Raw genomic sequence first — 24,391 nt, 5'->3', positions numbered from 1 at the left:
GAATCTTCCCCATGGCCAAAAAAGTCTTCGTCAAAACCTTCGGCTGCCAGATGAACGAGTACGACTCGGACAAGATGGTGGACGTGCTCAACGCCGCGCAGGGCTATGAGCCCACGCAGGACGTGGAGGAAGCCGACCTGATCCTCTTCAACACCTGCTCGGTGCGCGAGAAGGCGCAGGAGAAGGTGTTCAGCGACCTGGGGCGCATCAAGCACCTGAAGGCCCGCGGCGTGAAGATCGGGGTGGGCGGCTGCGTGGCGAGCCAGGAGGGCGACGAGATCATCAAGCGCGCGCCCTACGTGGACGTGGTGTTCGGCCCGCAGACGCTGCACCGCCTGCCCGAGCTGCTGGCGCAGCGCGAGGCGCAGGCGCGCCCGCAGGTGGACATCAGCTTTCCCGAGATCGAGAAGTTCGACCACCTGCCGCCCGCGCGGGTGGAGGGCGCGAGCGCCTTCGTCTCGATCATGGAGGGCTGCAGCAAGTACTGCAGCTACTGCGTGGTGCCCTACACCCGCGGCGAAGAGGTGAGCCGGCCGTTCGACGACGTGCTCGTGGAAGTGGCGGGCCTCGCCGACCAGGGCGTGAAGGAGGTCACGCTGCTCGGGCAGAACGTGAACGCCTACCTGGGCAAGATGGGCGGCACGGCCGAGACCGCGGACTTCGCCCTGCTGCTGGAGTACGTGGCCGACATCCCGGGCATCGAGCGCATCCGCTACACCACCAGCCACCCCAACGAGTTCACGCCCCGGCTCATCGAGGCCTATGCGCGCCTCCCCAAGCTCGTGAGCCACCTGCACCTGCCGGTGCAGCACGGCTCCGACCGCATCCTGATGGCGATGAAGCGCGGCTACACGGCCATGGAATACAAGAGCACCATCCGCAAGCTGCGCGCCATCCGGCCCGACCTGGCGATGAGCAGCGACTTCATCGTGGGCTTCCCCGGCGAGACGGAGGAAGATTTCCGCAAGATGATGAAGCTGATCGACGACGTGCACTTCGACAACAGCTTCAGCTTCATCTTCAGCCCGCGCCCGGGCACGCCGGCCGCCGGCCTGCACGACGACACGCCGCACGAGGTCAAGCTGCGCCGGCTGCAGGAGCTGCAGGCCGTGATCAACGCCAACATCAAGTCGATCAGCGAGAGCCGCGTGGGCACGGTGCAGCGCCTGCTCGTGGAAGGCGCTTCCAAGCGCGACGGCCGCGAGCTCATGGGCCGCACGGAGTGCAACCGCGTGGTCAATTTCGCCGGCCACCCCCGGCTCGTGGGGCAGATGGTGGATGTGGCGATCACCGAGGCCAAGGCCTACACGCTGCGCGGCGAGGTGGTCATGGCCGGCCACGAAGCGGCCGTGGCGCACTGAGCCCGGGGGAGTCCGGCTTGGGATTCGCCGAACGCCTGTTCCGCCGCCAGCAGGGGGTGGCGGCCCTGGGGGGCCTGTCGTTCCAGCAGATGCTGCTGCTGGCCTTCCTGCTGATCGCGGGGCTGCAGGGCGCCAGTTCGCTGCGCGCCATCTTCACGCTGGAGCAGCTCATGGGCCAGAGCCGCAACGGCGCGGCCGAGGCCATCCAGCTCAATGCCGCGGCGCAGAGCCTGAATGCCCGCGGCCAGACGCTGGAGCGCGCGGCCCGGCAGTCGCTCGTGCTGTCCGACCGCTCGCTGCGCCGGCGGTTCGACGAGATCTCGCGCGAGGCGCGCGACATCCTGCAGCGGCTGGAACTCAACGGCCTGCCGCCCGGGCAGGCCGCCCAGTGGCGCAGCCACCTGACCGACGTGACCGCGCTGCTGGACGGCCCGCCCGCCCAGTCCCTGGAGAACGAGCGGGCGGTGGCCGGGCTGTTCCTGGAACTCGACGGCCTGAACGGCGCCATCGCCCAGTCGGTGCAGGACATCAACACGCAGCGCAGCACCGCCCTGCTGGAGAAGATCGAGGCCAGCCGCCGCGAGGTGACGCACCAGGTCGTGGGCGTGATCGTGCTGGCCCTGGCCCTGGCCCTGGCGCTGGGCATCTGGCTCGCGCGGCCCTTCAAGCGGCTGGAGCACGCCATCCGGCTGCTGGGCGAGAACGAGCTGGCCCACGCGGTGGACATCCCCGGCCCCGTGGACATCCGCCGCGTCGGGCAGCAGCTCGAATGGCTGCGCATGCGGCTGCTGGAACTCGACGCGGACAAGGCGCGCTTCCTGCGGCACATCTCGCACGAACTCAAGACCCCGCTGGCCTCGATGCGCGAGGGCGTGGCCCTGCTGCAGGACGGGGTGACGGGCGAGCTCACGGACGGCCAGCGCGAGGTGGTGCACATCCTGCACCAGAACACGCTGGCGCTGCAGGGCGAGATCGAAGCACTGCTGCGCTTCAATGCCGCGGCGTTCGAGGCGCGGCAACTGCACCGCACGCCCACCGACCTCCTGGCGCTGATCGAGGCGCAGGTCGAGGCGCAGCGCCTGCAGTGGCAGGCCCGCAAGCTCGACGTGGCGGTCGAAGGCAAGCCCGTGACCCTGCCCGTGGACGCCGAGAAGATCGCGTCGGCCGTGGGCAACCTGCTCTCCAACGCCATCCGCTTCTCCCCGCGGGGTGGAAGAATCCTGATCCAGCTCACGCGCTTCGAGGACCGGATCCGCATCGACGTCTCCGACGAGGGCCCCGGCGTGCACGAAAATGACCGGGCCCGCATCTTCGAGCCCTTCTACCGCGGAGTGCGGCAGCCGGAAGACGCCGCGCGCGGCACCGGCATCGGCCTGTCCATCGTCCAGGAATACATCGGCGCCCACGGCGGCCGCGTCACCCTGGTCGAGGACGGCCAGCGCACCCCCTTCCGAATCGAACTGCCCCATGCTTCCTGACCTCTCGCCGCCGCGCACCGCCTCCTGCCCTCCGCCCGCAAAGGCGCGCGCCTGGACGGCGGCCTGCCTGGCGCTGTGGTGCGTGCTCGCGCTGGGCGGCTGCGCCGCGCCGCCGGCCGAGCCCCCTCCTCCGCCACCCACCATGGAGGAGCCCCCCGCCATGCCCCCCGAAAGCGAGGCGGAAAAGCCCGGAGCGGACATGGCCGCAGCGACCGCCCCGGACGCCGAACCCTCCCTGGCGCCCACGCGCGCTTCGGTTTCGGTGCCCCGGCAGATGCTGCAGTACGCCGACCGCGTGCGCGGCATGGCGCCGCCCGAGATCACCGCCGAGATCGCCCAGCTCTCCGATGCGCAGTCCACCGCCCCGGAGAAGACCTTCCAACTCGCGCTGGCCCTGCTGCAGACGCGCCAGCCGGCCGATACCGCGCGGGCCCTGGGCCTGGTGCAGAAGGTGCTGGGCGACAGTCGCCCGCAGGCCGCCTCCCTGCATCCGCTCGCGCGCCTGCTCGAAAGCCGCCTGCTGCAGCAGCGGCGCCTGGAGGAGCAGGCGGACCGGCAGGCGCAGCAGCTCAAGGACGGGCAGCGCCGGATCGACCAGCTGAACGAACGCCTGGAGGCCATGCGCGCCATCGAGCGCAGCCTGAACGCCCGCCCGGGCGCACCGGGCAATGGCAAGGCGCCGCCGTCCGCCCCGCCCGACACCTCCCGCTGAGCCCGCCGCATGCCCACGTCCTCCAAGCCCCCCGCTCCCGCCAGCCCCCGGCCGCGCATCCTCGTGGTGGACGACGATGCCGACATGCTGCGGCTGCTGTCCCTGCGCCTGAACGCGGCGGGCTACGAGGTCACGGCCGTGCCGTCCGCGGAATCGGCCCTCGCGCAGCTCGAAACCAGCCGGCCCCAGCTCGTGCTGAGCGACGTGCGCCTGCCGGGCCGCGACGGGCTGGCCCTGTTCGACGAAGTGCGCTCGCGCCACCCCTCGCTGCCGGTGATCCTGCTCACCGCGCACGGCACCATCCCCGACGCAGTCGAGGCCACCGCGCGCGGCGTCTTCACCTACCTCACCAAGCCCTACGACGCCAAGGACCTGCTCGACAAGATCGCCCAGGCCCTGGCGCTGAGCGCGCCCGCCATCCAGAGCACGCAGGCCGACAGCACGTGGCGCTCGGAGATCGTGAGCCGCTCCCACCGCATGGCCGACCTGCTGGCCGAGGCGCGCATGGTGGCGCAGTCCGACGCCAGCGTGCTGCTGCAGGGCGACAGCGGCAGCGGCAAGGAGCTGCTGGCCCGGGCCATCCACCGTGCCAGCCCGCGCGCGGCCCGGCCCTTCGTGGCCGTGAACTGCGGCGCCATCCCCGAGGCCCTGCTCGAATCCGAGCTGTTCGGCCACATGAAGGGCGCCTTCACCGATGCGCACAGCAACCACAAGGGCCTGTTCCAGGCGGCCGACGGCGGCACGCTGCTGCTCGACGAGATCGGCGACATGCCGCCGGCGCTGCAGGTCAAGCTGCTGCGCGTGCTGCAGGAGCGCGCCGTGCGGCCCGTGGGCGCGAGCCAGGCCACGCCGGTGAACGTGCGCATCATCTCGGCCACCCACCGCGACCTGGAGGCCGCCATGGCCACGGGCCAGTTCCGCGAGGACCTGTACTACCGCCTCAACGTGGTCACGCTGACCCTGCCCACGCTGGCCGACCGGCGCGAGGACATCCCGCTGCTGGCCAACCACTTCCTCGACCTGCTGGCCCGCAAGTACGACAAGCGCCTCTCCGGCTTCTCCCCCGAGGCCCTCAAGGCCCTCACCGCCGCGGCCTGGCCCGGCAACGTGCGCCAGCTCTACAACGTGGTGGAGCAGGCCTGCGCGCTGTCCACCACGCCGCTGGTGCCGCTGGGGCTGGTGCAGCGCGCGCTGCGCACGCCCACCGCGCAGGTGCTGAGCTTCACCGAAGCCCGCCAGCGCTTCGAGCGCGAGTACCTGGTGGACCTGCTGAAGATGACCGACGGCAACGTGGCCGACGCCGCGCGGCTGGCGCAGCGCAACCGGACCGAGTTCTACCGGCTGCTGCAGAAGCACGCCCTGACGCCGGGGCAGTTCAAGAGCGACACGGCCTCGCCGGACGATGTCGCCGATGAGCGACACGACTAAGTCCTTGATTCACAAGGATTTTTAAAAACGGCGCCGCGCTTCGGTCGCCGGTTCCCGACAAAACTGGGGATTTTGGCGCCCCTGGCGGGCCCCGCACAACTCCTTACAAGCAACGGCGCTCACAAGCCCTTGATTTTCAAGGACTTTTCCAGGCTGGCACAGGGTTTGCCCTAGCAATGCCATGCCACAGGCCCACCCCTCCTCCCGCACTGCGCCGACACCCGGCGCGGTGCGTCCGCGAGAGAGTGGCGGGCCTTCCTTCCTGGAACCCCACAACACAGTGAGCCCCCCCATGGAACCACAATCCTCCCGCCCGGAAACCGTGTCCCGCCCAGCCCGGGGCACGCCCGCCCCCGCTTTGGTGGCGCGCCGTGGCGCCCGCTATCCGCGACCCGTGGAATCCACGCGCAGCACCCTGCGCGAAGAACGCCACCCCAACTCGCTCACCGCGCCGCCGTTGCACCGCGGCTCGATGGCCCCGCGGCCCTGGCGCGGCTTCTGGAACAGCATCGGCACGGCCGTGCTGATGCGCCTGAACGGCCGCAAGGCCTCCGCCGGAGCGGATGTCGCCGTTTCAGAAGAAGGCTGGGAAGGCGCCGCACGGCAGCGCCGCAACGTCTTCATGCTGCTGGCCCTGGCCACCAGCGCCCTGGCCACCGCGCTCTTCGCCGGCGTGCAGCCCAACTACGACAGCGCCTGGCTCGAATACGGTCAGCTCGCCCTCTTCGCCCTGCTCTCCACCTGGGTGGTGACCGGCTTCCTGACCGGCGTGATGGGCTTCTGGGTGATGCTGCGCGGCGACCGCCACGCCCTCTCGGCCAAGAGCGTCAAGCACGACGTGCTGAGCCCCGACGCCCGCACCGCGATCATCATGCCCATCTGCAACGAGGACGTGGCCACGGTGTTCGCGGGCCTGCGCGCCACCTGCGAATCGGTGGCCGCCACCGGCCACGCGAAGACCTTCGACGTGTTCGTGCTCTCCGACAGCTATGACCCCGCGATCGCCGCCGCCGAGCGCGCCGCCTGGGAAGAGCTGCGCGCGGCCCTGGCCGCCAACGGCAACCAGCCGCAGGTCGAGGTCTATTACCGCCTGCGCACCCGCCGCACGCACCGCAAGGCCGGCAACGTGGCCGACTTCTGCCGCCGCTGGGGCAAGGACTACAAGTACATGGTGGTGCTCGACGCCGACAGCGTGATGAGCGGCGACTGCATCGTCTCCATGGCCAAGCTGATGGAAGCCCATCCGCGCGCCGGCATCATCCAGACCGCCACGCAGGCCATCGGCCACGTCACCCTGCACGCCCGCGCCCAGCAGTTCGCCTCGCGCGTCACGGGCCGCCTGTTCACGCTGGGCATGCAGTTCTGGCAGCTCGGCGAATCCCACTACTGGGGCCACAACGCCATCATCCGCGTGCAGCCCTTCATGGAGCACTGCGCCCTCGCCCCCATCCAGGGCACGGGCGGCATGAGCGGCGGCATCATGAGCCACGACTTCGTCGAGGCCGCGCTGATGCGCCGCGCCGGCTACCACGTGTGGCTGGTGTCCGATCTGGTCGGCAGCTACGAGCAGCAGCCGCCGGACCTGCTCTCCGAGCTGCAGCGCGACCGCCGCTGGTGCCAGGGCAATCTGCAGAACGCCCGCCTGATGGCCGAGCCCGGCATCCACCCCGTGCACCGCGCGATGTTCGTGACCGGCGCCATGGCCTACCTGTCGGCCCCGCTGTGGCTGGCCTTCATCACCTTCGGCACGGCCCTGTGGCTGTCCGGCGCGCGCCTCGTGGCCGACTGGAACGTGCTGCCGGGCGAACTGATGGCCCTGTGGGCCTGGACGCTGTGCATGCTGTTCCTGCCCCGCGCCCTGGGCGTGACCGCCATCCTCATGAAGGGCGAGCAGAAGCAGTACGGCGGCACCGCCAGCCTGCTCAAGAGCGCCGCGCTGGAAAGCGTGATGGCCATCCTGCAGGCGCCCATCCGCATGCTGGGCCACTCGCTGTTCGTGCTGATCGCCCTCACCGGCCTGAAGCTGGACTGGAAGTCGCCTCCGCGCGAGGCCAATGCCGTGCCCTGGGGCGACGCCCTGCGCCAGTTGGCGCCGATGACGATCGTGATCGCCCTGCTGGGCGTGGGCGTGGCCCTGATCGACCCCACCGCGCTGGTCTGGCTGATGCCCGTGGGCCTGCCGCTGGTGCTGGCGATCCCGCTGGTGGTGCTGTCGAGCCAGCTCGCGATCGGCCGGACCCTGCGCGCCCAGCGCCTGCTGCTGATCCCCGAGGAATCGTGGTCGCCGCCGGTGCTGCGCCGCGCCTGGATGCACGCCACCCAGCTCAAGAACGGCCCGCAGCGCCAGGCCGCTCCGCTGCTCAAGGCGGCCTGATCCGCCCGCTTTTGCCCCCGTGCGCCTCCGGGCGCACTTTCAGCCGGCCGCAGCGCCGGCTTTTTTATTGCTGCGCTTTCAATAGCAAACTATTCAATGGAATCGGCGACATGCAAGGCTTCAGGTATCAGACGATGCCTGGAGGGGGAGGCGCGCAGCACTCCCGGGAGGGCGAAATACGGGTGTTTTCGCCGCCATGTCGCCGCGTTTGCTGAATAGTTTGCTATCTATTCAGTAGCACCCGCCACGGCGCGAGGCGGCAGAGGTGGGGGCTGGCGTCAGAACGGCAGCTTGGGCATCCCGCCGCCGAAGCCCTTCATGCCGCCCATGCGCTTCATGAGCTTCATCAGGCCGCCGCCCTTCATCTTCTTCATCATGCCCTGCATCTGGCCGAACTCGTTGAGCAGGCGGTTCACCTCCTGCACCTGAACGCCGGCACCGGCGGCGATGCGCTTCTTGCGGGTGGCCTTGATGATCTCGGGCTTGCGGCGCTCCTGGGCCGTCATGCTCTGGATGATGCCTTCCTTGCGGCGGATGTCGCGCTCGGCCTTGTCCATGTCCACCTGGCCGGCCTTGGCCATCAGCTCGGAGGGCAGCTTGTCCATGAGGCTGGAGATGCCGCCCATCTGCTTCATCTGCTGGAGCTGGCCGAGGAAGTCGTTCAGGTCGAATCCGTCGCCGCTCTTGACCTTGGCGGCCAGCTTCTGCGCCGCCTCCAGGTCCACGCCGGCGCTCACCTGCTCGACCAGGGCCACGATGTCGCCCATGCCCAGGATGCGGCCCGCGTGGCGCTCGGCGTCGAACACCTCCAGGCCGTCGATCTTCTCGGACACGCCGGCGAACTTGATCGGCGCGCCCGTCACCTGCCGCACCGACAGCGCCGCGCCGCCGCGCGAATCGCCGTCGAGCTTGGTGAGCACGATGCCGGTGAGCGGCAGCGCCTCCTTGAAGGCCCTGGCGGTGTTGATCGCGTCCTGGCCCTGCATGGCATCGACCACGAACAGCGTCTCGACCGGGTTCAGGGCCGCGTGCAGCTCCTTGATCTCGTTCATGAGCGCCTCGTCGATCGCGAGGCGGCCGGCGGTATCGACGAGCAGCACGTCGAAATAATGGCGCCGCGCATGGTCGATCGCGGCGCGCGCGATGTCCAGCGGTTTCTGGTCGGGCGTGCTGGGGAACCATTCGGCGCCGGCCTGCTTCGTCACGGTCTTGAGCTGCTCGATGGCGGCGGGCCGGTACACGTCGCCCGAGACGGTGAGCACCTTCTTCTTGCGCTTCTCGATCAGGTGCTTGGCGAGCTTGGCCGTGGTGGTCGTCTTGCCCGCGCCCTGCAGGCCCGCCATGAGGATCACGGCCGGCGGCTGCGCGGCGAGGTTGATGTCCGACACGCCCTCGCCCATGGTGGCGGCCAGTTCGCGGTTCACGATCGAGACCAGCGTCTGCCCCGGCTTGAGCGAGCCCAGCACCTCCTGGCCCAGCGCCTTGTCCTTCACGCGCGCGATGAAGTCGCGCACCACCGGCAGGGCCACGTCGGCCTCCAGCAGGGCCATGCGGACCTCGCGCAGCATGTCCTGCACGTTGGATTCGGTGATGCGGGCCTGGCCGCGCATCTCCTTGACGAGCCGCGAGAGTTTTTCGGTGAGGGCGGAGGCCATGGACGTGTTCCGGTTGGATGGGCCGGACGTTGCATCCGGGCCGGTGCCGCCCGCACGGCGGCGGGCTAAACTGTGGACCCATGATTTTACCCAGCGTCTCCCCCGCGAACTGGCTGCTGTCCCTGGGCGCGGCGCTGGCCTATGCGGTGCCGGCCCTGGCGGCCTCGCGCATCGGCGCCGAGCGCGGCCGCGCCGCGCTCTGGGTCGCCTGGGTGCTGCACGGCGCGGTGCTGGCCTGGAGCCTGCTCGGGAGCACGCCCCGCTTCGGCTTCGCGCCCGCGCTCTCGATGACGGCGTGGCTGGTGCTCACCGTCTATGCCGTCGAGCACCAGCTCTTCCCGCAGCTGCGCGCGCGCTGGGTGCTCGCCGCGCTGGGCGCCGTGGCCGTGCTGCTGGCGCAGGTGTTCCCGGGCCAGCCGCTGCACGTCAATGCCTCGGCCTGGCTGCCGCTGCACCTCGCGCTGGGCATCGCATCGTACGGGCTCTTCGCCGCCGCCGTGGTCCACGCCTGGCTCATGACCCGCGCGGAGCGCCAGATCCGGCAGGCCGCCGACCCCCACAGCGGCGTGCCCCTGCTCACGCTGGAGCGGCTCACCTTCCGCTTCGTGGTGGCCGGCTTCGTGCTGCTCACGGCCACGCTCGCGGCGGGCCTGCTCTTCGGCGAAACCCTCTACGGCCGGGCCTGGAACTGGGACCACAAGGCCGTGTTCTCCGTGCTGTCGTGGATCGCCTTCGCGGTGCTGCTGATCGGGCGCTCGCGCTTCGGCTGGCGGGGCCGCATCGCGGTGCGGGTGCTGTACGCGGGGGCCGCGCTGCTCCTGCTGGCCTACGTGGGCTCGCGCTTCGTGCTCGAAGTCGTGCTGGGGCGCACCGCATGAAGTACCTGGTGCTGTTCCTCGTGCTGGCCATCGCCTTCTGGGCATGGCGCGGCCAGCGCGGCGCGCGCATGCAGCAGGAAGGCCACGCCCGGCGGCGCGGCATCGCGCCCCCGCAGGACATGGTGCCCTGCGCGCACTGCGGCGTGCACCTGCCCCGGCAGGGCGCCGTCGCGCACGCGGGCCTGCACTACTGCGGCCCCGAACACCAGCGCCTGGGGCCGCGCTGAGCCCGCCCGGCAGATCGCCCCCCGTGCCCTCCCTGTCCTCCCCCGCCGCGCCGGCGCACGCGCCGGACCCGCCCTTCGCCCGGCTGTGGACCAGCTTCCTCGTGGGCCGGGTGCTGGTGGCCGTGGCGCTGCTGCTGCTGCAGGCCCTGGGCTTCGCCTTCAGCAAGGCCTCGGAGCCCTTGCTGGCGGCCGTGTGCATCGCCTACCTCGTGGCCACCGTGCTGGTGCTGGCACACCCCGGAGAGGCGCCCCCCCCGCCCCAGGCCAGCATCCGCTGGCTGCCCACCATCGGCGTGGACCTGGCGCTGATCAGCGGCCTGCAGCTGCTGCAGGTGGGCGCGATGAATTTCACCCCGCTGTTCGGGCTGCCCATCCTCATGGCGGGCGTTCTGGGCACCCTCACGCTCGCCCTGGGCACCACGGCGGCGGCCACCCTGCTGCTGCTGGCCTGGGCGTGGTGGCTGGGCGGCAACGGAACGACCGAATCGACGCAGCGCTACTTCCAGTCGGCCCTGACGGGCTCGGGCTACTTCATCGTCGCCTACCTCGTGCACCAGCTGGCCACGCGGCTGCACCGCGAACAGCAACTCGCGCAGGAGAGCCATGTCGCCGCGAAGATCCAGGAGCAGGTAAGCGCGCTGGTGATCGACCACCTCTCCGACGGCGTGCTCGTGCTGGACCCGCACGACACGGTCCGCCTCGCCAATCCCGCGGCGCTGCAGATCCTGGGCGGCTCGCACAGCCCCGCGCAAAGTTTCTCCCTGGCCCGATCGGCCTCGTGGAGGCCCTTGCTGGACATGGCGCGCCAGACCTTCCGCGACGCGCAGTCCCAGAGCGCCGACATCGACATCCTGCACCCGGGCCAGAGCCCCCTGGCCCTGCACGTGCGAGCATGGCTCGCCTCCTCGTCCCGGATCGCGCACGACACCGGGGAAGCGCAGCTCTGCGTGATGTTCCTGCACGATCTGCGCGAGATGGAGGCGCGTCTGCGCACCGAGAAGCTGGCCGCGATGGGCCGCATGTCGGCGGCCGTGGCCCACGAGATCCGCAATCCCCTGGCCGCTATCGTGCAGGCCAACGCCCTGCTGGAAGAAGACCTCACCGAGCCCGCGCAGAAGCGGCTGGCCCGCATGGTGCAGCAGAACGCCGACCGGCTCGCCCGCATCGCCGAGGAAGTGCTCGACATCGCCCGCGTGCAGCACCAGATCGACCATGCCCCTGCAGCCCCGCTGCCCCTCGACGAGACGGTCGCCCAGGCCTGGAAGGACTGGCAGTCGCAGGCGCCCCAGCAGCGCCGGGCGCAGCTCTCGCTCCAGGCCGGGGCGGCGCAGGTGGAGTTCGACCCGGAACACCTGCGGCGGGTGCTCGTGAACCTGCTGGACAACGCCCTGCGCTACATGGGCCCGGAGCCGGACTCCCTGTGCGTCACGACCTCCACGGATGCCGCCGGCCAGATCCATCTGCAGGTCTGGAGCGACGGCGCCCCGCTGGACAAGACGGTCGAGCGCCACCTGTTCGAGCCCTTCTTCTCCTCGGAGAGCCGCTCCAGCGGCCTGGGCCTGTACATCTGCCGCGAACTCTGCCAGCGCCACGGCGCGTCCATCGCCTACGAGCGGCTCGCGCGCGTCCTGCCCCGGGGCGCGGTGGGCGGCAACGCATTCACCGTGTCATTCCGGCGCGCCGGCCGCCACGGGCCCGCCTCGCTGTTCGACACCATCGCCCTCTGAGAAGGTGTGAAAGAACCCGCCACGCCATGAACGCACCTGCCGCCACCATCCTGGTCGTTGACGACGAACCCGACCTGCGCACGCTCTACGAACTGACGCTGCTGCGCGAGGGCTACCGCGTCGAGACGGCCGCCACCGTGGCGGAGGCCCGTCAGCAGCTCAAGGCCCAGCGCTTCGACGCCGTCATCACGGACATGCGCCTGCCGGACGGCTTCGGCATGGAACTGCTGCAGGACATCCGAAACCAGAAGCGGCGCGAACGCTGCGTCGTCATGACCGCCTACGGGTCGGCCGAGAACGCCGTCGAGGCCCTGCGCTCCGGCGCCTTCGACTACCTCACCAAGCCGGTCGATCTCAAGCAGTTCCGCTCCGTCGTGGCGTCCGCCGTGCAAGGCACCGGCGGCGTGCCTGCGCCGCGCGCATCGCGGGGCGGCCAGGCCTCCCCGAACGCGGCGAACGCCTGCCCGGCCTCGGGCCTGGAGCAGCTGGTGGGCGACTCGGCGGCCATGGGCGGCGTCAAGCAGCGCATCGCCAAGGTCGCCCGCAGCATGGCGCCCGTGCTCATCCGGGGAGAATCCGGCACCGGCAAGGAACTGGTGGCGCGCGCGCTGCACGCCTGCAGCCAGCGCGCGGAGGGCCCGCTGGTGGCCGTCAACTGCGGCGCCATTCCGGAAAACCTGCTGGAGGCGGAATTCTTCGGCGCGCGCAAAGGCTCCTACACCGGCGCGAGCCAGGACCGCGACGGGTATTTCCAGGCCGCGCGCGGCGGCACGCTGTTCCTCGACGAGATCGGCGACCTGCCCCTGTCCATGCAGGCCAAGCTGCTGCGCGCCATCCAGGAGCGCAGCGTGCGGCCGCTGGGCTCCACCCAGGAAGACACCGTGGACGTGCGGATCGTGAGCGCCACGCACCGCGACCTGGCCGCCGACGTGCAGGCCGGGCGCTTCCGCCAGGACCTCTACTACCGGCTCAACGTGATCGAGATCGAGATCCCGCCGCTGCGCGAGCGCCGCGAGGACCTCCCGGCCCTGTGCGCGGCACTGCTCGAACGCATCGCGGCGGACGCGGGCATCCCCATGCCCCGCCTGACGCCCAGCGCCCTGGCGAGCATCGCGGAACACCCGCTCACCGGCAACGTGCGCGAACTGGAAAACCTGCTGCACCGCGCCGTGGCCCTGAGCGACGGGGAGGACCTGCACGTCGAGAGCCCCTCCAGCAACCCGCCCGCCCCTGCCCCTGCCGCCGCCCTGCCGCGCAATGGCTCCACGCCACCGCCGCCCGCCACGGGGCCGGACGGCAGCGGCGCCATGCCCGCCGCCACGGTTCCCCTGCCCAGCGATCTGCAAGGCTGGCTCGACCAGCAGGAGCGCGAGATCCTCGTGCGGGCGCTGCGCGAGCATGGCTTCAACCGCACCGCCACCGCCGCGCGCCTGGGCATCAGCCTGCGGCAGATACGCTACCGCATCGACCGCCTGACCATCGCGACGCCGCAGGACGACGACAGCCATGACGACAGCGCCGCCTGACCGGCGGGCGGCCGAATCGCCCGCGCGCGTCCCCGGCGCGCCCTGGGACGGCGGGTGGTACGGGCCCGCGGTACGCGAGCCCTCGCCCAACTTCGGCCCCCGCCCCGCGGGCACCGCCATCGACCTCATCGTGGTGCACTCCATCAGCCTGCCCCCGGGCGAGTACGGCGGCGGGCAGGTGCAGCGGCTCTTCACCAACACGCTGGACTGGGACGCCCACCCCTACTTCGGCGGCATCCGGGGCCTGCAGGTATCGGCCCACTTCTTCATCGAGCGCACGGGCCGGCTCTGGCAGTTCGTGAGCTGCGAGGACCGGGCCTGGCATGCCGGCCCCTCGCACTACCGGGGCCGAGACAACTGCAACGACGACTCCATCGGCATCGAACTGGAGGGCCTGGAGGGACGGACCTTCGAGACGGCCCAGTACCAGGCCCTGGCCGCGCTGTGCCGGGACATCGCCCACCGCTACCCCATCGCCCACGTCGCGGGACACGAGCACATCGCGCCCGCGCGCAAGCGCGATCCCGGCCCGGGGTTCGACTGGCCGGGCCTGGAACAGGCCCTGGGATGGCCGCAGGCCGCGTTCCCCGGCAAGTCAAGCCCTCCCGACTGCTGAGCAAGGGTTTTCCCGGAGGACTGGCGCGAAGTCCGGCAAATCGCGACACTCGCTCCCCTTGCGACGATCCAGCCCCCATGCAGGCTCCGCCGCCCATCGGACCGGCAACGCGCGCCACGCCTCGAACGCGGTGCCCGAAGCCCCGGATGGCGCGGGTTCCAAGGGGATGGCCGCCGCGCGTGCCGCAGCCCGGAACATTGAAATTCCCGGCGGATACGTTTTGGCACGAGTACACTACCGGTAGTGTCTTGTCGTCACTCCGCACGCTAGATATAGTGTGCAGAGCCACACCACCCAACCCACATCCGACCGCTCTGGCGGCGCCTTCCACGGTGCCGTCAGGCCTTCTTTTTCCCTGCTCCAAGAGGACCCTTATGCAAGCTGCGCTGAGCCCTTCATCCGCTACGACCGCACCCGATCAGACGCACTCGCCCCATGGCCCCTCCCAAGGCACCGGCGGCAACACGCTTTCGCACTACCAGATCATCCGCCGCAACGGCGCGGTGGTGCCGTTCGAGCCGCAGAAGATCGCCGTGGCCATGATGAAGGCCTTCCTGGCCGTGCACGGCACGCAGGGCGCGGCATCGGCCAGCGTGCGCGAGACGGTGGACACGCTCACGCAAAGCGTCGTGCGCGCGCTCATGCGCTCGCGCCCGGGCGGCGGCACCTTCCACATCGAGGACGTCCAGGACAACGCGGAACTGAGCCTCATGCGCGGCGGCCACCATGAAGTGGCGCGGGCCTACGTGCTCTACCGCGAGCGGCGCACCCAGGAGCGCGCGCACCAGCAGCACGAGCGCCAGGCCACGCCCGCCGCGCCGGTCCTGCACGTCACGGACAACGGCCAGCGCGTGCCCCTCGACGAGGCACGGCTGCTCGGCCTGATCGACTCTGCCTGCGCCAACCTGGGCGCCGACGTGCACACCGCCCCCATCGTGGCCGAGACGCTGCGCAATCTCTATGACGGCGTTCCGATGGACGAGGTCTACAAGGCCTCCATCCTGGCCGCGCGCACGCTCATCGAGAAGGACCCCGACTACACCTACGCTACCGCCCGCCTGCTGCTGCACACGATCGTGCGCGAGGTGCTGGGCCAGGACGTGGTGCCCGCCGAGATGGGCCCCGCCTATGCGGCCTACTTCCCGCAGTTCATCCAGAAGGGCGTGGACAACGAGCTGCTCGACCCGCGCCTGCTGCAGTACGACCTGGCCCGCCTCGGTACCGCCCTCAAGGCAGAGCGCGACCAGCAGTTCGACTACCTGGGCCTGCAGACGCTCTACGACCGCTACTTCCTGCACGTGCGCAAGACGCGCATCGAGCTGCCCCAGGCCTTCTTCATGCGCGTGGCCATGGGCCTGGCGCTGAACGAGCCCAACCGCGAGGCCCGCGCCATCGAGTTCTACGAGGTGCTCTCGTCGTTCGACTTCATGTCGTCCACGCCCACGCTCTTCAACAGCGGCACCCTGCGCTCGCAGCTCTCCTCCTGCTACCTGACCACCGTGCCCGACGACCTGGACGGCATCTACGAATCCATCAAGGAGAACGCCCTGCTCTCCAAGTTCGCGGGCGGCCTGGGCAACGACTGGACCCGCGTGCGCGCCCTGGGCTCGCACATCAAGGGCACGAACGGCGAATCGCAGGGCGTGGTGCCCTTCCTGAAAGTGGTCAACGACACGGCCGTGGCCGTGAACCAGGGCGGCAAGCGCAAGGGCGCCGTCTGCACCTACCTGGAAACCTGGCACCTCGACATCGAGGAGTTCCTGGAGCTGCGCAAGAACACCGGCGACGACCGCCGCCGCACGCACGACATGAACACCGCCAACTGGATCCCCGACCTGTTCATGCGCCGCGTCATGGAAAAGGGCACGTGGACCCTGTTCTCGCCCTCCAGCGCACCCGACCTGCACGACCTCTTCGGCGCCGATTTCGAGAAGGCCTACGTGGCCTATGAAGAGAGGGCCGCGCGCGGCGAGATCAAGCCCTCGCGCACGATCCAGGCCACCGACCTGTGGCGCAAGATCCTCACGATGCTGTTCGAGACCGGCCATCCCTGGATCACGTTCAAGGACGCCTGCAACGTGCGCTCGCCCCAGCAGCACGCCGGCGTGGTGCACTCGTCCAACCTCTGCACCGAGATCACGCTCAACACCAGCGATGCCGAAACCGCGGTCTGCAACCTGGGCTCGGTGAACCTCGTACGCCACCTCAAGGACGGCCCGAACGGCAAGGAACTCGATCACGACAAGCTGCGCAAGACCATCTCCACGGCCATGCGCATGCTCGACAACGTCATCGACATCAACTACTACGCGGTGGAGAAGGCGCGCAACTCCAACCTGCGCCACCGCCCCGTGGGCCTGGGCCTCATGGCCTTCCAGGACAGCCTGTACGAGCTGCGCATCCCCTACGCGTCGCAGGCCGCCGTGGAGTTCGCCGACCGCTCCATGGAAGCCATCTGCTACTACGCCTACTGGGCCTCGACCGAACTGGCGCAGGAGCGCGGCAAGTACTCCAGCTACCCCGGCTCGCTGTGGGACCGCGGCATCCTGCCCATCGACACGCTGGAGCTGCTGGAGAAGGCCCGCGGCGGCTACGTGGAGGTGGACCGCACCGCCACGCTCGACTGGAATGCGCTGCGCAGCAAGATCGCGCAGGACGGCATGCGCAACTCCAACTGCGTGGCCATCGCGCCCACCGCCACGATCTCCAACATCGTCGGCGTCGATGCGTCCATCGAGCCCTCGTTCGGCAACCTGTCGGTCAAGTCGAACCTGTCGGGCGAGTTCACCGTCATCAACGCCTACCTCGTGCGCGACCTCAAGCGCCTGGGCCTGTGGGACGACGTGATGGTCATGGACCTCAAGCACTTCAAGGGTTCGCTGCACCCCATCGACCGCGTGCCGCAGGACGTCAAGGCGCTCTACTCCACGGCCTTCGAGGTCGCGCCCACGTGGCTCGTGGAAGCCGCGTCGCGCCGCCAGAAGTGGATCGACCAGGCCCAGAGCCTGAACATCTACATGGCCGGCGCCTCGGGCAAGAAGCTCGACGAGACCTACAAGCTCGCCTGGGTGCGCGGCCTCAAGACCACGTACTACCTGCGCACGCAGAGCGCCACGCACGTCGAGATGAGCACCGTCAACACGCGCCAGCTCAACGCCGTCTCGTCGGGCAGCGAGGGCGGACTGCAGTCGGCAGGCACCGGCGCGGCGCGGCCCGCCAGCGCACTCGATGCGGCCGCCGCCGCGGCCCAGGCGCAGGCCGCCGCGCTGCCGGCGACCGACGTGAAGTTCTGCGCCATCGACGACCCCACCTGCGAAGCCTGCCAATAAAGCCGCTTCCCGCGCGAAGGTCTCGCCGCGAGACCTTCGCGCATGTGCTGTGAAGCAACAAAAACATGGCTGCACAACGCTCCAGCGCTTTTATTTTTGCAGCGCTGCTTTCATAATCCGACCATTGGAAGACCTATGCTGAACTGGGACGAAGAAGTCAAGCCCTCATCGCAGAAAACTCTGGACGGCGGTCTGCAAAGCCACCGTCAGGACGTGCTGTCCCCCACGCCCCTCCAGAGCCCCGCACTGCAGCCCGTCGCTGCCGCTGCGCCTTCCTTCTCCGCGCACGACACCCCCTCCACGCCGGTCCAGCACCGCCGCGTGAATGCCGCCGACAAGCGCATCATCAACGGCCAGACCGACGTCAACCAGCTCGTCCCCTTCAAGTACAAGTGGGCCTGGGAAAAGTACCTCGCCACCTGCGCCAACCACTGGATGCCGCAAGAGGTCAACATGACGCGCGACATCGCGCTCTGGAAGGACCCCAACGGCCTGACCGAGGACGAGCGCCGCATCGTCAAGCGCAATCTCGGCTTCTTCGTCACCGCCGATTCGCTGGCCGCCAACAACATCGTGCTGGGCACGTACCGCCACATCACCGCGCCCGAATGCCGCCAGTTCCTGCTGCGCCAGGCCTTCGAGGAAGCGATCCACACGCACGCCTACCAGTACATCGTCGAATCGCTCGGCCTCGACGAAAGCGAGATCTTCAACGCCTACAACGAAGTCGATTCGATCCGCAACAAGGACGAGTTCCTGATCCCCTTCATCGAGGCGATCATGGACCCCGACTTCAAGACCGGCACGCCCGAGACCGACCAGACCCTGCTGAAGTCGCTGATCGTCTTCGCATGCCTCATGGAAGGCCTGTTCTTCTACGTCGGCTTCACGCAGATCCTCGCGCTCGGCCGCCAGAACAAGATGACGGGTGCCGCCGAGCAGTACCAGTACATCCTGCGCGACGAGTCGATGCACTGCAACTTCGGCATCGACCTGATCAACCAGCTCAAGCTCGAGAACCCGCACCTCTGGACCGCCGAGTTCAAGGAAGAGATCAAGGGCCTCTTCATGAAGGCGGTGGAGCTGGAGTACCAATACGCCGAGGACACCATGCCCCGCGGCGTGCTGGGCATGAACGCCTCCATGTTCAAGGGCTACCTGCGCTACATCGCCAACCGGCGGGCCACGCAGATCGGACTGGAAGCGCTCTTCCCCAACGAAGAAAATCCCTTCCCCTGGATGAGCGAGATGATCGACCTCAAGAAGGAACGCAACTTCTTCGAGACGCGCGTCATCGAGTACCAGTCCGGCGGCGCACTGTCCTGGGACTAGTCTTCCCAGTATCCAAGGCCATGTATTTTCATTCCACGCCCCGCACCGGCAGCTCGCGAGAGCCCTGCCGTGCGGGGCGTTCCCGCGTTCATGGCGGTGCGAGCTCCGCAGGAGCCCTCATCGCCATGGATCACTCCCTGTCCAATGCAGGCATGGAGTGCTCTTTGCAAATCGACCCAAGGAGAAAATGATGGCAACTGCGAAGAAAGCCGCCGCCAAGAAGGCAGCACCCGCCGCGAAGAAAGCGGCTCCCGCGAAGAAGGCTACGGTAGCCAAGAAGGCCGCCGCACCGGCGAAGAAGGCTGCACCGGCCAAGAAGGCCGCCGCACCCGCCAAGAAGGCCACGGTAGCCAAGAAGGCTGCGGCACCGGCCAAGAAAGCCGCCGCACCCGCCAAGAAGGCTGCCGTAGCCAAGAAGGCCGCTGCACCCGCGAAGAAGGCCGCACCGGCAAAGAAGGCCGCCGCGCCCGCCAAGAAGGCTGCCGTAGCGAAGAAGGCCGCTGCACCGGCCAAGAAAGCCGCCGCGCCCGCCAAGAAGGCTGCAGCAGCGAAGAAGGCCGCCGCACCGGCCAAGAAGGCCGCAGTAGCGAAGAAGGCCGCCGCAGCGCCCGCGAAGAAAGCCGCTGCACCGAAGAAGGCCGCCGCCAAGAAGGCTGCCGCCAAGGCCTCTGCCCCTGCACCTGCGCCTGCAGCGCAAACCACGCTGAACCCGCAGGCGGCATGGCCGTTCCCGACGGGTGGCAAGCCCTGAGATCGGCCTTACCCGAAGTCTCGAATCAACCCGGTGCCTGCACCGGGTTTTTTTATGGCCACGCGGCCAGAGACATGGTCAGGCCGGCTCGAAATCCAGCACGTAGTTCTGCGGCCCGCGCTGCGCGATCTTGAGCGAGCCCATGCGATTGCCCAGCGCGGCGCACCGCGCCAGGGACCAGCCGCGTTCGAGGCCGAAGAGCAGCGCGCCGCGCCATGCATCGCCGCACCCCGTCGGGTCCACCACCTGCGCGGGCTCCACGGGCGGCACGAGCGTGCTCGCACCGTCCTCCCAGACTTCGCAGCCCTGCGCACCCAGGGTGACCACGAGGCCTTGCACCTTGCGGGAAATGTCCGCCAGGCTCCAGCCCGTGCGCTCGCACAGCATGCGGCCTTCGTAGTCGTTCACGGTCACCCAGGTGGCCTGCCCGATGAAGCGCGCGAGTTCATCGCCATTGAACATGGGCAGCCCCTGCCCCGGATCGAAGACAAACGGAATGCCTGCCGCCTCGAACTGCGCTGCGTGTTCCACCATGGCGTCACGCCCGTCCGGCGCGATGATGCCCAGGCGCAGATCCGGCTCCGCGGCGATGCGGGTCCGGTGGGCCTGCATCATGGCGCCCGGATGGAAGGCCGTGATCTGGTTGTTGTCGCGGTCGGTCATGATCAGGGCCTGGGCGGTATAGGTGTCGTCCACCTGCCCCACGTGGCGGGTGTCGATGCCGAGCCCCCGCAGGCGCTGGAGGTAGTCCGCGCCATCGCTGCCGAGCATGGCCATGGGCACGGGATCGCCCCCCAGCAGCTTGAGGCTGTAGGCGATATTGCCGGCGCATCCGCCGAAATCCCGCCGCAGGGTGGGCACCAGGAACGACACGTTCAGGATGTGCAACTGATCCGGCAGGATCTGCTCGGCGAAGCGCCCCTCGAACGTCATGATGGTGTCGAAGGCCAGGGAACCGCAAATCAGGGCTGCCATATGAAGAGATCCGATCGATTGAAAGAAGACAAGAAGAAACCGCGAAATCAGGGATAGAACGCCAGCAGCCGATAGCCAGCCACACGCCCTCCGACGGATGCCACGCTGACGGGCCAGGAGCCTCCCCACTCCCCACCCGCAGCCAGTTCCGTGGGAGCCGACAGATCCTGGGGCAGCAGCACGCGGCGCAGCACGGGCTGCTCCTGCGCATCCGTCAGGGTCAGCTCCAGCGCGGGCATGGCCACCGGGAAATCCGCCCGGCTCTTGATGGTGAGCGCGAGCTGGTAGCCCTCTCCCCGCGCCTTGTTGAACGACGAGCTGTCGATCACCACATCGCCGATGCGGCGCGGCGCAGAGAGGTGGCACCGCAGCGGCGTGCACAGGGCCTGCAGCGCCGGCCGGAGCGGAGGGTATTGCGCCGCGATGCGGTCCCGCTCCTGCAACCCGACCTGCAACAGCAGCACGCCCAGCAGCAGCACGCCCGAGACACCGAGCGCGGCGCGCACCGCGGGCCGGCGCCACCACGCCTTGCGCCGGGCAGCGCGCACGAAACCCGGCTCATCTTTGTTCTCGTCGTCCTCGTCGTCATCCAGGTCCCGGTGGCCTCTGGCGGGCGCGACACCCGGGGGACGGGGCGAATCCGCCCGCGCGGATCGCCACACGGAGGGCGCGGCTTCCGGCGAGGCACCGGCCACGCCGGCATCCTGCGCCTTCCGCGCTTCGGGCGATGGATCGGGAAGGACCATGGCCTGGGTCGCCACATCGACCGGGTCGGTGTCCGTGTCGATCGCCTCATGCGACACGCCCATGACCACGGACTGCGCCACGGCATTTTCCCGCTCCACGCCTGCGCCATCGTCCGGCGCGGTGGATTCGGTCAAGGCGGGGCGACCCGGCAACGGCACCGCATCCTCGCGCATTCCATCCTCGCCATCGTCTTCCGGCCAGCCGGAATCGCGGAGTTCGGCAAACGGCAGCTCATAGCCTCCGAGCGAGTCGCGATCCACAGGCTCGCTGGGAGCAACGGCAGGCGCCACGGGTGCAGGACCTGCCTGCGGCGAGGAAGGCATTGGAGCCTCCCCCTGACCGGCAGCGGTCGGGGCTGGTCCGGAGGTCGGGGAGCGGGAACGCCATGCCAGCGGAGACAAAGGCTCCAGACCCCAATCCGGGGCAGGAGCCGCGCCGCCAGGGGCCTCCTGCCGGCGGCTGGCCGGCACCGCAGCCACGAGGAAGGGTGGCACGGCCGGCGCGGGCGGCAGTGGGCTCGCCGGAGGACTGCCGAATGCCAGGGGCAATTCAGCAGGCGCCGCCGGTGCGGGCCGCACGGTGTCTTGCGCCGCCTGCGGCGCATGGGAGGCCACCGGCACCACCGCCGGAGCGGCTGGTGGCTGCGGCGGAGACGGATGGTGCACACCACCACCCCAGGCGCGCTGCGGCGCCGGCGCGGGCCGGGGTGCGGCCTTGGGCTTGTCGGGCAGCGCCAGATCGGACAACAACTCGCCCCCCCGGGCCGCCGAAGGCACCAGGTGGGCGGCGGCATCGAACACTTCCTTGCACTGCCCGCAGCGCACCCACCCTTCGGAGATGCGCAACTGGTCCGCGACGACCTTGAAGGTCGTGCCGCAGGCAGGGCAGCGTGTGATCTGGCTCATCGGCTCGGCATTGTAGGGGGCGCCCCGAGGCCCGCGCGGAGCCCCGCAAGCCTGGGCGTCAGCGGGCCGCCGTCATCAGGATCCAGCCATCCTCGCGGTCGGCGACCTGCAGGGGCAGCCAGGGAGCATAGGCCGCCTGCAGCTCTTCGGCCTGGCGCTCCAGGATGCCCGCCAGCACGAGGTGGCCGCCCTCCGCCACGTGGGCGCAGAGCAGCGGTGCCAGCACCTTGAGCGGCGTGGCCAGGATGTTCGCCAGGACGGTCCGGTACGCGCCCTGCGCCATGTCGGGCAGGCCCGCCTTCAGCGCGACGCCATTGGCCTCGGCGTTGAGCCGCGTGGATTCCACCGCGGCGTTGTCGATGTCCACCGCGTCGATGTCGGTGGCGCCGAACTTGGCGGCACCGATCGCGAGGATGCCCGACCCGCAGCCGTAGTCCAGCACGCGGCCGAAATCGCCGCCGTGCCGCGCGATCCAGCGCAGGCACATGCGCGTCGTGGGGTGCGTGCCCGTGCCGAAGGCCAGGCCCGGATCCAGGCGGATGCTGCGCCGGGCCTGCGGCGGCAATTCGTGCCAGGTCGGCACGATCCAGAAATCGGGCGTGATGTCCACGGGCGCGAACTGCGACTGCGTGAGCCGCACCCAGTCCTGGTCCTGCACCTCGGCGATGCCCAGAACGCGGCATCCTTCGAAGAAGTCCTGGACTTCCAGCAGCGCCCGGGCCTCATCGGCCGCCGCCTGCGTAGGAAAGAGCGCCACCATGCGGCTGCGCTGCCAGCCATCCTTGGGCGGGGGCATTCCGGGCTCGCCGAAGAGGGCCTGTTCGGCATCGGTCTGGGCGTCGGCGTCCTCGACGGACACGCTCAGGGCATCCAGCGCCTCAAGGGCTTCGCTCAGGGCTTCGACCCGCGCTTCGGGACACATCAGGCTCAGCTCAAACATGGAAGGCAATCTCCTGCAAAAACGACAATGCTGGCACCCGTTGCCGGATGCCAGCATGCATGGCCGACGGCGCTCAGCGCTTGTGGGCGCCCAGCCACTCTTCCAGATAGTGGATGTTCGTGCCGCCGGCGACGAACTTGGCATCCACCATCAGCTCGCGGTGCAGCGGGATGTTGGTGTTGATGCCTTCCACCACGGTTTCGGACAGGGCCGTGCGCATGCGGGCCAGGGCCTGCTCGCGCGTGTCGCCGTGCACGATAATCTTGCCGATCATGGAGTCGTAGTTCGGCGGCACGTAGTAGTTGGTGTAGGCATGCGAATCGACGCGCACGCCCGGGCCGCCCGGCGCATGCCACATGGTGATGCGGCCCGGCGACGGGATGAACTTGTACGGGTCTTCCGCGTTCACGCGGCATTCGATGGCGTGGCCCCGGATCTCGACCTGGCGCTGGGTGAAGGGCAGCTTCTCGCCAGCGGCGACCATGATCTGCGTCTTCACGATGTCCACGCCCGTGATCCACTCGGTGACCGGGTGCTCGACCTGCACGCGCGTGTTCATCTCGATGAAGTAGAACTCGCCGTTCTCGTAGAGGAACTCGAACGTGCCCGCGCCGCGGTAGCCGATCTTCTTGCAGGCCGCCACGCAGCGCTCGCCGATCTTCTCGATGAGCTTGCGCGGGATGCCGGGGGCCGGCGCCTCCTCGATCACCTTCTGGTGGCGGCGCTGCATGGAGCAGTCGCGCTCGCCCAGATAGACGGCGTTCTTGTACTTGTCGGCCAGCACCTGGATCTCGATGTGGCGCGGGTTCTGGAGGAACTTCTCCATGTAGACGGCCGGGTTGCCGAAGGCCGCCTGGGCCTCGGCCTTGGTCATCTGCACGGCGTTCACGAGCGCGGCCTCGGTGTGCACCACGCGCATGCCCCGGCCACCGCCGCCGCCCGCGGCCTTGATGATGACCGGGTAGCCGACGGTCTTGGCGATGCGGCGGATCTGCACGGGATCGTCCGGCAGCTCGCCGTCGGAGCCCGGCACGCACGGCACGCCCGCGCGGATCATGGACTGCTTGGCCGACACCTTGTCGCCCATCGTGCGGATCGAATCGGGCGTGGGCCCGATGAACTGGAACCCGCTCTTCTCCACGCGCTCGGCGAAGTCGGCGTTCTCGGAGAGGAAGCCATAGCCAGGATGGATCGCCTCGGCGTCGGTCACCTCGGCGGCCGAGATGATGGCCGGCATGTTGAGGTAGGACAGCGGCGACGGCGCGGGGCCGATGCACACGGCCTCTTCCGCCAGCTTGACGTACTTGGCGTCGCGGTCGGCCTCGGAATAGACCATCACGGCCTTCACCCCCAGCTCGTGGCAGGCGCGCTGGATGCGCAGGGCGATCTCCCCACGGTTGGCGACAAGAATCTTTTTAAACATGAATATC

At 69.3% G+C, this 24,391-nt stretch carries 18 protein-coding genes; 13 read left to right on the top strand and 5 right to left on the bottom strand.

Features of this window, described 5'->3' with window-relative positions; genetic code table 11:
- The first annotated feature begins 11 nt into the window (after positions 1-11).
- The 5 genes from miaB to mdoH all read left to right on the top strand — a co-directional run bounded on the left by miaB (position 12) and on the right by mdoH (position 7,353).
- Positions 12-1,361 (top strand): tRNA (N6-isopentenyl adenosine(37)-C2)-methylthiotransferase MiaB, encoded by a 1,350-nt coding sequence (gene miaB, locus AX018_RS02810; RefSeq protein WP_111875798.1) that lies wholly within the window; start codon positions 12-14, stop codon positions 1,359-1,361.
- A gap of 17 nt (positions 1,362-1,378) precedes the next feature.
- Entirely contained in the window at positions 1,379-2,839 is a 1,461-nt protein-coding gene (locus AX018_RS02805; RefSeq protein ID WP_111875797.1) for a sensor histidine kinase, read from the top strand.
- Positions 2,829-3,551 carry a hypothetical protein gene (locus AX018_RS02800; RefSeq protein WP_211322353.1) on the top strand — a complete coding sequence of 241 codons (723 nt, stop codon included), beginning with the start codon at positions 2,829-2,831 and terminating at the stop codon, positions 3,549-3,551. The genes AX018_RS02805 and AX018_RS02800 overlap by 11 nt, the downstream gene beginning before the upstream one ends.
- A 9-nt stretch (positions 3,552-3,560) precedes the next feature.
- Positions 3,561-4,979, top strand: coding sequence for a sigma 54-interacting transcriptional regulator (locus AX018_RS02795; RefSeq protein WP_111875796.1), 1,419 nt, complete (start codon positions 3,561-3,563; stop codon positions 4,977-4,979).
- 292 nt (positions 4,980-5,271) lie between these two features.
- The gene (gene mdoH, locus AX018_RS02790; RefSeq protein WP_111875795.1) at positions 5,272-7,353 is read left to right on the top strand and encodes a glucans biosynthesis glucosyltransferase MdoH; all 2,082 of its coding nucleotides are present in this window, start codon (positions 5,272-5,274) and stop codon (positions 7,351-7,353) included.
- 278 nt (positions 7,354-7,631) lie between these two features.
- On the opposite strand, the gene ffh is transcribed toward mdoH, so the two are convergent.
- Positions 7,632-9,008 (bottom strand): signal recognition particle protein, encoded by a 1,377-nt coding sequence (gene ffh, locus AX018_RS02785; protein ID WP_111875794.1) that lies wholly within the window; start codon positions 9,006-9,008, stop codon positions 7,632-7,634.
- An 80-nt stretch (positions 9,009-9,088) separates the two neighbouring features.
- On the opposite strand from ffh, the gene AX018_RS02780 reads away from it, so the two are divergent.
- The 8 genes from AX018_RS02780 (at position 9,089) to AX018_RS02745 (ending at position 19,394) form a co-directional block, all read left to right on the top strand.
- Positions 9,089-9,886 (top strand): cytochrome C assembly family protein, encoded by a 798-nt coding sequence (locus tag AX018_RS02780; RefSeq protein WP_111875793.1) that lies wholly within the window; start codon positions 9,089-9,091, stop codon positions 9,884-9,886.
- Entirely contained in the window at positions 9,883-10,113 is a 231-nt protein-coding gene (locus tag AX018_RS02775; protein WP_111875792.1) for a PP0621 family protein, read from the top strand. Before AX018_RS02780 ends, AX018_RS02775 begins: the two co-directional genes overlap by 4 nt.
- Before the next feature lie 23 nt (positions 10,114-10,136).
- Positions 10,137-11,840, top strand: a complete 1,704-nt coding sequence (locus AX018_RS02770) for a two-component system sensor histidine kinase NtrB (protein ID WP_111875791.1) — start codon at positions 10,137-10,139, stop codon at positions 11,838-11,840.
- 26 nt (positions 11,841-11,866) lie between these two features.
- On the top strand, positions 11,867-13,366 hold the full coding sequence (locus AX018_RS02765; protein WP_111875790.1) for a sigma-54-dependent transcriptional regulator: 1,500 nt from the start codon (positions 11,867-11,869) through the stop codon (positions 13,364-13,366).
- Entirely contained in the window at positions 13,347-13,982 is a 636-nt protein-coding gene (gene ampD, locus AX018_RS02760; protein ID WP_111875789.1) for a 1,6-anhydro-N-acetylmuramyl-L-alanine amidase AmpD, read from the top strand. The genes AX018_RS02765 and ampD overlap by 20 nt, the downstream gene beginning before the upstream one ends.
- A gap of 374 nt (positions 13,983-14,356) precedes the next feature.
- Positions 14,357-17,311 carry a ribonucleoside-diphosphate reductase subunit alpha gene (locus tag AX018_RS02755; RefSeq protein WP_111875788.1) on the top strand — a complete coding sequence of 985 codons (2,955 nt, stop codon included), beginning with the start codon at positions 14,357-14,359 and terminating at the stop codon, positions 17,309-17,311.
- 135 nt (positions 17,312-17,446) lie between these two features.
- A complete protein-coding gene (locus tag AX018_RS02750) occupies positions 17,447-18,643 on the top strand; it encodes a ribonucleotide-diphosphate reductase subunit beta (RefSeq protein WP_111875787.1) in 1,197 nt (398 codons plus the stop codon).
- A gap of 187 nt (positions 18,644-18,830) precedes the next feature.
- Entirely contained in the window at positions 18,831-19,394 is a 564-nt protein-coding gene (locus AX018_RS02745) for a histone (protein WP_434803072.1), read from the top strand.
- Between the two features lie 78 nt (positions 19,395-19,472).
- Here the strand turns inward: AX018_RS02745 and AX018_RS02740 are convergent, their stop codons facing one another.
- From AX018_RS02740 to accC, 4 genes are all read right to left on the bottom strand, one after another.
- The gene (locus AX018_RS02740) at positions 19,473-20,369 is read right to left on the bottom strand and encodes a carbohydrate kinase family protein (protein ID WP_111875786.1); all 897 of its coding nucleotides are present in this window, start codon (positions 20,367-20,369) and stop codon (positions 19,473-19,475) included.
- Between the two features lie 47 nt (positions 20,370-20,416).
- Positions 20,417-22,021 carry a DUF3426 domain-containing protein gene (locus AX018_RS02735; protein ID WP_111875785.1) on the bottom strand — a complete coding sequence of 535 codons (1,605 nt, stop codon included), beginning with the start codon at positions 22,019-22,021 and terminating at the stop codon, positions 20,417-20,419.
- A gap of 58 nt (positions 22,022-22,079) precedes the next feature.
- Positions 22,080-22,961 carry a 50S ribosomal protein L11 methyltransferase gene (gene prmA, locus AX018_RS02730; protein ID WP_111875784.1) on the bottom strand — a complete coding sequence of 294 codons (882 nt, stop codon included), beginning with the start codon at positions 22,959-22,961 and terminating at the stop codon, positions 22,080-22,082.
- 73 nt (positions 22,962-23,034) lie between these two features.
- A complete protein-coding gene (gene accC, locus AX018_RS02725) occupies positions 23,035-24,384 on the bottom strand; it encodes an acetyl-CoA carboxylase biotin carboxylase subunit (RefSeq protein ID WP_111875783.1) in 1,350 nt (449 codons plus the stop codon).
- Between the last annotated feature and the right edge of the window lie 7 nt (positions 24,385-24,391).

It is taken from the genome of Paracidovorax anthurii (genome assembly GCF_003269065.1).
Taxonomy (GTDB): Bacteria; Pseudomonadota; Gammaproteobacteria; order Burkholderiales; family Burkholderiaceae_C; genus Paracidovorax; species Paracidovorax anthurii.
Note: the sequence above shows the minus strand (reverse complement) of the source record. Positions and strands in the feature narration are given on the sequence as shown.

Coding starts and splice junctions, on each gene's coding strand:
- AX018_RS02755 (WP_111875788.1), top strand. CDS start 14,357: ATGCAAGCTGCGCTGAGCCCTTCATCCGCTACGACCGCACCCGATCAG.
- accC (WP_111875783.1), bottom strand. CDS start 24,384: ATGTTTAAAAAGATTCTTGTCGCCAACCGTGGGGAGATCGCCCTGCGC.
- AX018_RS02795 (WP_111875796.1), top strand. CDS start 3,561: ATGCCCACGTCCTCCAAGCCCCCCGCTCCCGCCAGCCCCCGGCCGCGC.
- AX018_RS02780 (WP_111875793.1), top strand. CDS start 9,089: ATGATTTTACCCAGCGTCTCCCCCGCGAACTGGCTGCTGTCCCTGGGC.
- AX018_RS02775 (WP_111875792.1), top strand. CDS start 9,883: ATGAAGTACCTGGTGCTGTTCCTCGTGCTGGCCATCGCCTTCTGGGCA.
- ffh (WP_111875794.1), bottom strand. CDS start 9,008: ATGGCCTCCGCCCTCACCGAAAAACTCTCGCGGCTCGTCAAGGAGATG.
- mdoH (WP_111875795.1), top strand. CDS start 5,272: ATGGAACCACAATCCTCCCGCCCGGAAACCGTGTCCCGCCCAGCCCGG.
- AX018_RS02800 (WP_211322353.1), top strand. CDS start 2,829: ATGCTTCCTGACCTCTCGCCGCCGCGCACCGCCTCCTGCCCTCCGCCC.
- prmA (WP_111875784.1), bottom strand. CDS start 22,961: ATGTTTGAGCTGAGCCTGATGTGTCCCGAAGCGCGGGTCGAAGCCCTG.
- AX018_RS02745 (WP_434803072.1), top strand. CDS start 18,831: ATGATGGCAACTGCGAAGAAAGCCGCCGCCAAGAAGGCAGCACCCGCC.
- AX018_RS02740 (WP_111875786.1), bottom strand. CDS start 20,369: ATGGCAGCCCTGATTTGCGGTTCCCTGGCCTTCGACACCATCATGACG.
- AX018_RS02735 (WP_111875785.1), bottom strand. CDS start 22,021: ATGAGCCAGATCACACGCTGCCCTGCCTGCGGCACGACCTTCAAGGTC.
- ampD (WP_111875789.1), top strand. CDS start 13,347: ATGACGACAGCGCCGCCTGACCGGCGGGCGGCCGAATCGCCCGCGCGC.
- AX018_RS02750 (WP_111875787.1), top strand. CDS start 17,447: ATGCTGAACTGGGACGAAGAAGTCAAGCCCTCATCGCAGAAAACTCTG.
- miaB (WP_111875798.1), top strand. CDS start 12: ATGGCCAAAAAAGTCTTCGTCAAAACCTTCGGCTGCCAGATGAACGAG.
- AX018_RS02765 (WP_111875790.1), top strand. CDS start 11,867: ATGAACGCACCTGCCGCCACCATCCTGGTCGTTGACGACGAACCCGAC.